At 76.2% G+C, this 10,623-nt stretch carries 4 protein-coding genes and 1 pseudogene; 2 read left to right on the top strand and 3 right to left on the bottom strand.

Annotated features, from left to right (window positions below):
- A pseudogene (locus ACFXGA_RS31695) lies at positions 1-770 on the bottom strand (DNA recombination protein RmuC); the annotation flags it as partial.
- Positions 771-867: 97 nt separating this feature from the next.
- On the opposite strand from ACFXGA_RS31695, the gene ACFXGA_RS31690 reads away from it, so the two are divergent.
- Positions 868-2,010: an exonuclease SbcCD subunit D gene (locus ACFXGA_RS31690; protein WP_378094288.1), complete on the top strand. Its 1,143-nt coding sequence runs from the start codon at positions 868-870 to the stop codon at positions 2,008-2,010.
- A gap of 29 nt (positions 2,011-2,039) precedes the next feature.
- Positions 2,040-4,919, top strand: a complete 2,880-nt coding sequence (locus tag ACFXGA_RS31685) for an AAA family ATPase (protein WP_378094286.1) — start codon at positions 2,040-2,042, stop codon at positions 4,917-4,919.
- 167 nt (positions 4,920-5,086) lie between these two features.
- Here the strand turns inward: ACFXGA_RS31685 and ACFXGA_RS31680 are convergent, their stop codons facing one another.
- Complete coding sequence (locus ACFXGA_RS31680; protein ID WP_378094284.1) at positions 5,087-7,957, bottom strand: BTAD domain-containing putative transcriptional regulator; 2,871 nt, start codon at positions 7,955-7,957, stop codon at positions 5,087-5,089.
- Between the two features lie 264 nt (positions 7,958-8,221).
- Positions 8,222-10,114, bottom strand: coding sequence for an ABC transporter ATP-binding protein (locus ACFXGA_RS31675; protein ID WP_378094282.1), 1,893 nt, complete (start codon positions 10,112-10,114; stop codon positions 8,222-8,224).
- Between the last annotated feature and the right edge of the window lie 509 nt (positions 10,115-10,623).

Genomic DNA, 10,623 nt, shown 5'->3' with positions numbered 1-10,623 from the left:
GGCGCCCCCCCCTCTCCCCGCGCCCCGCGCCGCGCGCGCCCCCCGCGGCGCCCCGCCCCCCCCCCCGCCCTGACCTGCTCCACGTCGTCGGCCAGCGCCCGGTCGGTCACCGCGAACATCGCCGCCGACGCGATCACCGCGAACCCGGTCGGCCCGCACAGGAACACCCGCCGGTCGAGCAGCCAGCGCAGCAGCTCGGGGTCGGTGTCCAGGGCCGCGACCACCGCGCCGTCGTTCGGCACGAACATGATCGTCCCGTAGATGGCGTCGGCCCACCGCTGGTAGCCCTTGCCGGCCAGCTCCGCGGCCCGCGCGCGGATGTTGCGCACGTGCACCCGCAGCGCGTCGGCGCGCTCGGCCGGGTCGTCGGTCTCCACCGCCTCCGCCCAGGTGGCCATGCTCATCTTCGCGTCCACCGGCACGCGCCGGCCGCCGCCGACGTTGAGCACGAGGTCGGGCCGGACCGCGCCGCCGCCCGCGACGTCCACCTGCACGTCGAAGTGGATGCCCTCGCGCAGGCCGAGCACCCGCGCCGTCTCCACCAGCACCTTCTCGCCGAGTTCCCCTCGTCCGCTGACCGAGGAGAACGCCACCTCGTAGCGCTGCAGGGCCGCCCACTGCGCGTCGCCGCGTTCCCGCTCGGCCCGCACCGCGGCCAGCGCGGCGTCGGTGCGCCGCACGCTGTCCTGGTAGAGCCGCCACAGGAACACCAGCGCGCCCGCGAGCAGGAGCGCCACGACCACCGCCGCCGTGCTGAGGACCGCTGTCATCCCCCGATCATCGCGCACCCGTGTCCGACCACACGTTCGAGCGACACGCCGAGCGGGGTTCCGGGCGGGAGCGCCGGGCGGCCCTAGCGTGGCCGGCGTGAAGATCCTGCACACGTCCGACTGGCACGTGGGGCGCACCTTCCACGGCCGCGACCTGCTGCGCGAGCAGGAGTCGGTGCTCGGCGGCCTGGCCGACACCGTGGCGGACGAGCGGGTCGACGTGGTCGTGGTGGCGGGCGACCTGTTCGACCGGGCGGTGCCCAACGCCGAGGCGGTCGCGGTGTGCTCGCGGGTGCTCAAGCGGATCCTCCGGGCCGGGGCGAAGGTCGTGATCACGCCCGGCAACCACGACTCGGCCGCGCGGCTGGACTTCGTCGGCGCGTTCTCCGAGGCGGGCGGGCTGCACATGCGGACGCGGGTGGCCGACCTGCACGACCCGGTGCTGCTGGCCGACGCGCACGGCCCGGTGGCGGTGTACGGGATCCCGTTCCTGGAGCCGGAGACGGCGCGGCACGTGCTCGGCGTCGAGGCCAAGGGCCACGGCGGCGTGCTGACCGAGGCGATGCGGCGGGTCCGGCAGGACCTGGCGGGCCGGCCGGGCGCGCGGTCCGTGGTGCTGGCGCACGCGTTCGTGACCGGCGGCGAGCCGTGCGAGTCGGAGCGCACCATCGCGGTCGGCGGGGTGCAGGACGTGCCGGGCGCGGTGTTCTCCGGGGTGGACTACGTGGCGCTGGGCCACCTGCACGGGCAGCAGACGCTGGCCGGGCACCTGCGGTACTCGGGCAGCCCGGTGGCGTACTCGTTCTCCGAGGCGCGGCACCACAAGTCGGTGTGGCTGGTCGAGCTGGACGCGGGCGGGTTGGCCGGGGTGGAACGGCGGTCGCTGCCGGTGCCCCGGGCGCTGTCGACGCTGAGCGGCGCGCTCGACGACCTGCTGCTGGACCCGGACCACGAGCCGGTCGAGGACCACTTCCTGTCCGTCACGCTGACCGACCGGGTGCGGCCGCTGGACGCGTTGCGGCGGTTGCAGACCCGGTTCCCGCACGCGGTGCACGTGGAGTGGCGGCCGGAGGGCGGGCGGACCGGCGAGCTGCGGTTCGCCGAGCGGGTCCGGGGCCGCACGGACGAGGAGATCGCGTGCTGCTTCGTCGAGGACGTGCGCGGCGACCGGCCGGGGCCGCGGGAGCTGGCCCTGCTGCGCGAGGCGTTCGCCGCGGCCGCGCGCGAGAACGATGCCTGAGGACGAGTCGTGACCCGTGAGGAGGCGGCGTGAAGCTGCACCGGTTGGCGGTCAGCGGGTTCGGCCCGTACGCGGCGCGCGAGGAGGTCGACTTCGACCTGCTCGGCGCGGACGGGCTGTTCCTGCTGCACGGCGACACGGGCGCGGGCAAGACGACGTTGCTCGACGCGGTGGCGTTCGCGTTGTTCGGCAAGGTGCCCGGCGCGCGGGGCGACGTGAAGCGGCTGCGGTGCGACTACGCCGACCGCGACACCCCGACCTACGTGGAGCTGGAGCTGACCGTGCGCGGCCGGCGGTTCCGGATCAGGCGCAGCCCCGAGTACGAACGGCCGAAGAAGCGCGGCGACGGCGCGACCCGGCAGCAGGCGCAGGTGTCGTTGACCTGGGTCGCCGGGTGGGCCGGCGAGGGGCACAGCCGCATCGACGACGTGGCCCGCGAGGTCGAGGGCCTGCTCGGCATGACGGCCGAGCAGTTCTTCCAGGTGGTGCTGCTGCCGCAGGGCGAGTTCGCCCGGTTCCTGCGCGCGGAGACCGCGGAGCGGGAGAAGCTGCTGGAGAAGCTGTTCGGCACCGAGCGCTTCCTGGACGTGGAGAAGTGGTTCCGGGAGCGCCGCCGGGAGCGCAAGCGCGAGGTCGAGCAGCTCGGCCTGGTGCACCGCGACCTGGTGCAGCGGGTCGCGGAGGTCGCGCTGGAGGACCCGCCGGAGGACGGCGGCGACCCGGAGTGGCTCAGCTCGCTGCTCAAGCGGTTGGACGAGGCCGAGCGCGAGGCCGACCAGGTCGCGGCCGAGGCGGCGGGCGTGCGGGCGGCGGCCGAGCGGGAGTGGCAGGAGGCGCGGGCCCGGCACGAGCGGGTGCGCCGGGTGCGGGAGGCGCGCCGCCACCTCGACCGGTACGCGGAGGTGGAGCCGAGCCTGCGGGCGTGGGTCGCCGAGCGTGACGCGGCGCGGCAGGCGGCGGTCGTCGTGCCCGCGCACGAGCTGGCGGTGAAGCTGGAGCAGCGGCTGGCGGTCGCCGTCGACCAGGAGCGGGCCGCGGCGGCCGCCGTGTCCGCCCTCGGCTACCGGGGCGACGACCTGCGCGGCGACGCCGACCGGCTGCGCGAGGAGGCGGGCGGGCTGACCGGCCTGGCCGCCGAGGCGGAGCGGCAGGTCGCCGACCGGCGGCGGATCGAGCAGCTGGACCGGGACGTCGCGACCACGTCGCAACAGCTGGCCGCGCTGGTCGCGCAGCTCGACGAGGTGCCGGCGCGGTTGGCGGCGGCGAAGGCCGCGGTCGAGGAGTCGGCGGAGGCGGCGGCCCGGCTGCCGCAGGTGTCGGGCCTGGCCGCCGCGGCGGCCGAGCTGCCGCGCGTCGAACGCGACTTCGCGGCGGCCGACCAGGCGCGGCGCGAGGCCGTGGACGCGCAGCAGAAAGCCCGCGACCGCCTCCTGGGCATCCGCCGGGAACGGCTGGACGGCATGGCCGCCGAGCTGGCGGCCCGGCTGCGCCCCGGCCGGGGGTGCCCGGTGTGCGGGTCGGCCGACCACCCGGCCCCGGCGCAGCCGATGCTGGACGCGGTGACGGCCGCCGACGAGGAACGCGCCGCCGAGGCCGACCAGCGGGCGCTGGAGCGGCGGCAGCGGGCCGAGCAGGAGGCCGAGCGGCTGTCGGCGCGGCTGGCGCTGCTGCGCGAGCAGCTCGGCGACCGACCGCCCGCCGAGGCGGAGCGCGAGCACCGGTCCGTGGCCGCGCGGGCGGAGCAGTGGGAACGCCGGCAGGCCGAGCTGGCCGACCTGGAGGACAAGGTCCAGCGCGCGCTGGAGCGGCGCGGCGCGCTGGAACGCGAGCTGGCGGAGGCCACCGCCCAGCGGGCGCAGCTCGCGGCGGCCGTCGAGGAGCGGGGAGCCCGGCTGGAGGAGGCGCGCGGCGACTTCCCGGACGTGGTGACGCGACGGGCGCACCTCGGCGACCTGGCCGACGCGCTGACCGCGCTGGACGCCCGCCGCGCCGCCGTGGCGGAGCACGAGGAGCGCCTGGCCGAGCAGCGGCTGGAGGTGGCGCGGCTGGCGTCGCTCGCCGGGTTCGCCGACGCCGCCGACGCCCTGGCCGCGGCCCGTCCCGCGACTGCGGTCGCCGAGCTGGAGACCCGCATCCGCGACGTCGAGAAGACCCGGACGGCGGCCGAGAGCACGCTGGCCGAGCTGCCCGGCACCGACCCGGACGCCGAGGTCGACGTGCCCGGCGCGGAGGAGCGGTTCCGGGTCGCGAGCGACCGGGCCACCGAGGCCACCACGGCGTTGACGAACGCGCGCACCCGCGCCGCCCGCGCCGCCGACCTGGCCGAGCAGCTGCACGCCGCGTGGCAGCGGCTGGAACCGGTGGAGGCCGAGTACGCCGAGCTGGACGCGTTGACCGACGTGATCAACGGCATGGGCCAGAACGCCAAGAGCATGACCCTGCGCACCTACGTGCTGGCCGCCCGGCTGGAGGAGGTCGCGGTCGCCGCGAGCCACCGGCTGGAGCGGATGAGCCAGGGCCGCTACCGGTTCGTGCACTCGACCGAGGCCGGGCCGCGCGGCACCAGGGGCGGGCTGGGCCTGGACGTGATGGACGACTACTCGGGGCAGCAGCGGCCCGCGAAGACGCTGTCGGGCGGCGAGTCGTTCCTGGCGTCGCTGGCGCTGGCCCTGGGCCTGGCCGACGTGGTCGCGGCGGGGGCCGTGCTCGACACGCTGTTCATCGACGAGGGGTTCGGCACGCTCGACGCCGAGACCCTCGAACTGGTGATGACCACGCTGGACGAGCTGCGCGCGGGCGGCCGGGTCGTCGGGCTCGTGTCGCACGTGGAGGAGCTGCGGCAGCGCATCCCGACGCGGCTGCGGGTGCGCAAGGCCCGCGAGGGGTCGTCGCTGGAGCTGACGGCCTAGCGGTCACCGCGCGCCCGGGGAGTCGGTGGGCGGGACCCCGGGGCGGCTGTCCGGGGTCTCGGCGGGTGTTCGGTGTGCGGCCGGGTGTTCGGTGTGCGGCCGGGTGTTCGGTGTGCGGCCGGGTGTTCGGTGTGCGGCCGGGTGTTCGGTGTGGCCGGATTGTTCGGTCAGGCCGGGTGTTCGGTGAGGCGGTGCGTCGTCCCGGCCACCGGCGCTCGGTGTGAGGCGAGCCGCAGGTGCCGGTGCGCCTCCTCCCGCCGGCCGCACGCCTCCAGGGCGCGGGCCAGGCCGGCGTGCGCGCGGGCCTCCTCGTGCCGGTCGCCCGTGCTGCGGGTGAGCGCCAACGCCCGGCGGTGCAGGTCGAGCGCCGACCGCGGGTCGCCCTCGGCGGTCGCCAGCTCGCCCAGGCTGTCCAGCACCTCCGACTCCAGGTCCCGGTTGCCGGTCGTCCGCGCGCCCCGCAACGCCTCCTCCAGGTGCTCGCGGGCCGGCTCGGACCGGCCCAGCCGCAGGTGCACCAGGCCCAGGTTCGCCTGGAGGTGGTCCATCAGGGCGTGGTCGTTGTCCACGTCCGGCACGGCCGCCAGTGCCCGCTCCACGTGCCGCAACGCCTCCTCGTACCGCCCGGCCGCCTCGTGCACCAGGGCCAGGCTGCACAGCACGCCCGCCTCACCGCGCCGGTTCCCGATGGCCCGCGCGATCGACAGCGCCTCCAGGAACACCCGCTCCGCCTCCTCGAACCGGCCGAGGCGGCGCAGCACGACGCCGAGGTTCTTCAGCGCCCGGCCGGTGAGGCTGACGTCGTCGATCCCCCGCGCCACGGCCACGGCCGACTCGTGGTGCCGCAACGCCTCCTCGTACCGGCCCAACCGCTCGTACGCGACCCCGAAACCGGTGAGCGCGACGCCTTCCGCGACGCGGTCGGACCGCTTCCGGGCGGCCGCGAGGGCGTGGGTGTGCAGGGCCAGGGACTCGTCGTGGTGGCCGCGGACCTGGAAGTAGTGCCACAGCGCGGCCGACAGCCGCGCCACGTGCCCCGCGTCGCCGTGCCCGGCGGCGTGCTCGGCGATCGCGAGGAGGTTCGGGCGCTCCGCCTCCAGCCACGCCATCGCGTCGCCCCGGTTCGCCAGGCCGGGCGCCGTGGCCGGCGGCCCGCCGTGGTCGGCGGGGTCGAACAACGCCCGCGCCACCTCGGCCTTGCCGACGTAGTGGTCCGCCAGGGCGTCCAGCGCCGCGGCCCGCTCGTCGTCGCCGTCCACCTCGGCGGCGAGGCCGCGGGCGTAGGTGCGCAGCAGGTCGTGCATCTGGAACCGGTCGTCGGCCGTGCGCTCCACCAGGTGCGCCTGGACCAGGACGTCGACGTGCCGCCGCGCCTCGGCGTCCGTGCCGCCGGTCAGCGCGGTGATCGCGTCGATGCCCAGCTCGTGGCACGGGTGCGCGCCCAGCAGCCGGAACACGCGGGCCACGGCCGGGCCGAGCTGCCGGTACGACCACGAGAACGCCGACCGCAGCGCCGCGTGCGGGTCGCCGTCGTCGTCGAGGCGGTCCAGCCGGTCCTGCTCACGGGTCAGCTCGTCGCCGAGGTCGGCCAGCGACGCCGAGGGACGCCCGGTGGCCAGTTCGGCGGCCAGGCGCAGGGCCAGCGGCAGCCGCGCGCACAGCTCCGCCAGCACGTCCACCGCACGCGGGTCGGCCAGCGCCCGGTCGCCGATCAACACCCGCAGCAGGTCCCCGGCCTCCTGGGCGGACAGCAGGTCCAGACCGAGCCGGGTCGCGCCCTCCGTCGCGATCAGCCCGCGCAGCGAGTCCCGGCTGGTCACCAGCACCAGGCACCCCGGCGAGCCGGGTAACAGCGGCCGGACCTGGGCGGCCGTGCGGGCGTTGTCCAGCACCACGAGCACCTGCCTGCCCGCCAGCAGGGACCGGAAGCGGGCGGAGCGCTCGGCCAGGTCCGGCGGGATGTCGCGCGAGTCGACGCCGAGGGCGCGCAGGAAGCCCGCCAACGCGTCCGCGGGCCCGACCGGCAGCTCGGGGTCGTAGCCGCGCAGGTTGACGTAGAGCTGCCCGTCCGGGAACCGGGCCCGGACGCGGTGCGCCCAGTGCACCGCCAGCGCGGTCTTGCCCACGCCGCCCGTGCCCGTGATGACGGCGATCGGCGGCGGCTGCCGGTCGTCGGTGCGGGCGAGCAGCGCGTCCAGCCGCGCCACGTGCTCGGCGCGCCCGGTGAAGCCCACCACGGCGGCCGGCACCTGCGCCGGCTGCGCCCACGCCGACGCCCGGTCGGCCGCCAGGTGCGCGTCCTGGTTGAGGATGTCGAGGTGCAGGCGGCGCAGCTCCTCCCCCGGCCGCAGGCCCAGCTCCCGGTCGAGCAGCACGCGGCCCTCGTCGTAGACGTCCAACGCCTCGGCCTGGCGGCCCGCCCGGTACAGCGCGGTCATCAACGCGCCCCGCAGCCCTTCCCGGAACGGGTGCTTCGCCACCAGCGCGGTGAGCGCGACCACGGCCTCCTCGTGCGACCCCAGCGCCGACAGCGCGACCGCCCGCCCCTCCTCGGCGGTCAGCCGGCGTTCCTCCAGCCCGGCCCGGACGGTGTCCACGTCCGGCCCCGCCAGGTCGGCGAACGGCTCGCCGCGCCACAGCTCCAGCGCCCGCGCGTACGCCGCCGCGGCCTGCCGGTGCCGTCCCGCCCCGGTGTCGCGCCGGCCGGCCCGCACCAGCTCCTCGAACAGGCGCGCGTCCAGCTCCTGGTCCGCGACCCGGACGCGGTAGCCGCCCCGGCCGGCGATGATCCGGTCCTCCCCGGACGGGTCCCGGGCCAGCGCCCGGCGCAGCGTCCACACGTAGGTCTTGACGTTCTGCGCCGCGGACGGCGGCGGCCCGTCCGGCCACAGCGCGTCCACCAGGCGCTCGACGCCGACCCACTCGCCGGCGTGCAGCAGCAGCGTGGCCAGCAGCACCCGCGGTTTGCGGGCGTCGAAGCCGATCCGCGCACCGTCGGACGTCACGACGTCGACCGCGCCCAGGACCCGGAACCGCACTCGGCACACTCCCCCGCGCCGCGACCGTCCCCACGGCCGAGGCGGGTCCGAAGGTAGCGCAGGAACCGGCCCTCCGGGAGCCCGGAACCGGACCGCGGCTGTACCCCGGCTGTACCGGCGTGCCCCACGCTGCTCGCGCGGGCGACCGGCGGTGACCTCGACCGGGGGTGGGCCACGGCCCGTCCCCGCCGCCGGGCGCACGAGACCCACGGCCGGGCGCCGGGCGCCGGGCGGCAACCTCCGCCCGGCACCCGGCCGTGATCCCTACTCGTTCGCCGACGCCAGCAGGCCGCCCCGGTACGCGGCGGCCTGCAACTCGAACAGCTCGAAGTAGTGGCCGCGCCGCGCCATCAGCTCCTCGTGCGTGCCCTGCTCGATGATCCGGCCGCGGTCGAGCACGACGATCCGGTCGGCGTTGCGGATGTTCGCCAGCCGGTGCGTGACCAGGATCGTGGTGCGCCGCGCGGTCGCCTCGCGCAGGCCCTCGAACACGCGGGCCTCGGCCTTCGCGTCCAGCGCGGCGGTCGGCTCGTCGGCCACCAGCACCGCCGCGTCCCGGTACATGCCGCGCGCGATGCCCATCCGCTGCCACTGCCCGCCGGACAGGTCCTGCCCGTCGTTGAACTGCCGCGACAGCACGGTGTCCGCCCCGGCGGGCAGGGTCGCCAGCACCTCGTCCGCGCCGGACTTCGCCACCGCCTCCTCCCACGCCCGCTCGTCCTCGCGCTCCAGCCGGCCGACCGTCACGTTGTGCCGCGCGGTCATCGGCCACTGCGCCGGGTCCTGCGCGATCACCGCGATGGACGAGTGCACCGAGTGCGGGTCCGCCTCGGCCAGGTCCACGTCGTCCCACGCCACCGTGCCCGACGTCGCCGGGAACAGGCCGGTCAGCACCTTGCCGAGCGTCGTCTTGCCCGACCCGTTCTCCCCCACCAGCGCCACGACCTCGCCCCTGGCCACGGTCAGGTTCACGTCCCGCAACGCGGGCTTCGCCGCGCCCGGGTAGGTGAACGACACGTCGGTCAGCGTGATCCGCTCCGGGTCGGCCGGCGCCGTCACCGGCGAGCTGCCCTGCGCCCGTTCCGCGCCCTCGACCAGCAGCTTGCGGTAGAAGTCGATGTAGAACGAGTCCTCGTACAGCGAGTTCACGGCCCGGGTCGTCGACGCCAGCGACGAGAACCCGGTGCGCATGGCCAGCACCGCCGTGCCCGCCAGCGCCAGCTCCATGCCGCCGGTGTGCAGCAGGAGGCCGAGCACGACGTAGGCGATGGCCGTGCCGACGCCCGCCAGCCCGCGCCCGGTCAGGCGCACCAGGTTGGTCCGGTGCGCCATCCGGATCTCGTCCGCCATCAGGCTGTCGGAGATCCGGCGGTGCTCGGCGAGCAGGCGCTCCTGGAGGGTGAGGGCGTGCCGTTCGAGCGCGAAGTCGCGGTCGGTGGCGACCTCCTCCACCACGCCCTTGCGGGTGTTGCGGGTCACCGAGTCGAGGAAGTGCTCGTAGCGCAGCTTGGACGCCCGCGCCGACGCCCAGGCGTTCGCGAACGCGGCCAGCAGCAGCGCCGGCCCGAGCCACGGGTTGAGCAACGCCACCGTGACCACCGCCGCGACCAGCGAGATGCCGCCCGAGACCAGGTCGGCCAGGTAGCGCAGGCTGCTCTCCAGCGAGCGCACACCCCGCCGGCCGCCCTGACGGGCCAGCTCGCGGAAGTCCGCGTCCTCGAACGCGAGCAGCGAGGCACGCACCAGGACCGCCGTGACCTCGTCGTTCGCCTCCCGCGTGACCCGTGGCCGCAGCGAACTCTCCACCGCCGCGACCGCCGTGTCGAGCAGCGCCCGGACCACCAGCGACCCCACGACGACCGCCAGCGCGGGCAGCGCCTCCACCACCCGTTGCGGCGTGGGGCCTTCGCGCAGCAGCGCCGCGAAAACGTCCGCCGTGGCCAACAGCCCGAACGCCGTCACCCCGCCGGACAGCACGTGCACCGCGCCCGCCATCAGGGTGAGCCGGGGCGAGGTGCGCCAGGCCAACCGGACCACCATCGCCACCGCCGAGGGCAGGCTCTTGAGCGCCTTCCCCAGGCTGACCGACGTCTCGCCGCGACGACGGGCCCACTTGGGGGTGGCCACGTTCTCCACCCCGATCAGCACCGTGCTCATCGGTCCAGGAAACGCGATCACGGGCCGGCCGCCAACCGGTTACGCCGTCAGCGCAGCTCAGTGCTTCGGGGAGGCGGAATTGTCGGTGGTGGCCGGCAGGATTGACGCAAGGGCTCCCCTTGGGCGGGTGACCCCTGCGGAGCGGTGGGCTCCGGGGGGTCGGGGCGCACGTGCCACGCCACGACCGCCGGGTGGTCGCCGTACCGCTCGGCCAGCCGGCCCGCCAGCCCGACCGACAGCCGGCCCGCCAGCCGGCGGAAGTCGGCGGAAGTCGGCGGAAGTCGGCGGAAGTCGGCGGAAGTCGGGCGGCGACGGGCACGCGTTGTGCCGCTGCCGGCGCTGCCAGGGGGCGTGGCGCTGGTCGGTGGTGCTTGGCGCGGGGTTGGGGGTTGGCGAAAGCTCAAAAGCGTGGAAAAGCGTCCTCGCCGGACGGGCAGATCAGCAGGATGGACAACCCCGCCCGGATCCCCCTGTTGGGTTGTGGGTCCGGGTTTCGTGCCATCCCACCG

This window comes from Actinosynnema sp. NPDC059335, from assembly GCF_042752395.1.
Lineage (GTDB): Bacteria > Actinomycetota > Actinomycetes > Mycobacteriales > Pseudonocardiaceae > Actinosynnema.
Note: the sequence above shows the minus strand (reverse complement) of the source record. Positions and strands in the feature narration are given on the sequence as shown.

Excerpts from the sequence above, each read along its gene's own strand:
- ACFXGA_RS31675 (WP_378094282.1), bottom strand. The coding sequence starts at position 10,114 with ATGAGCACGGTGCTGATCGGGGTGGAGAACGTGGCCACCCCCAAGTGG.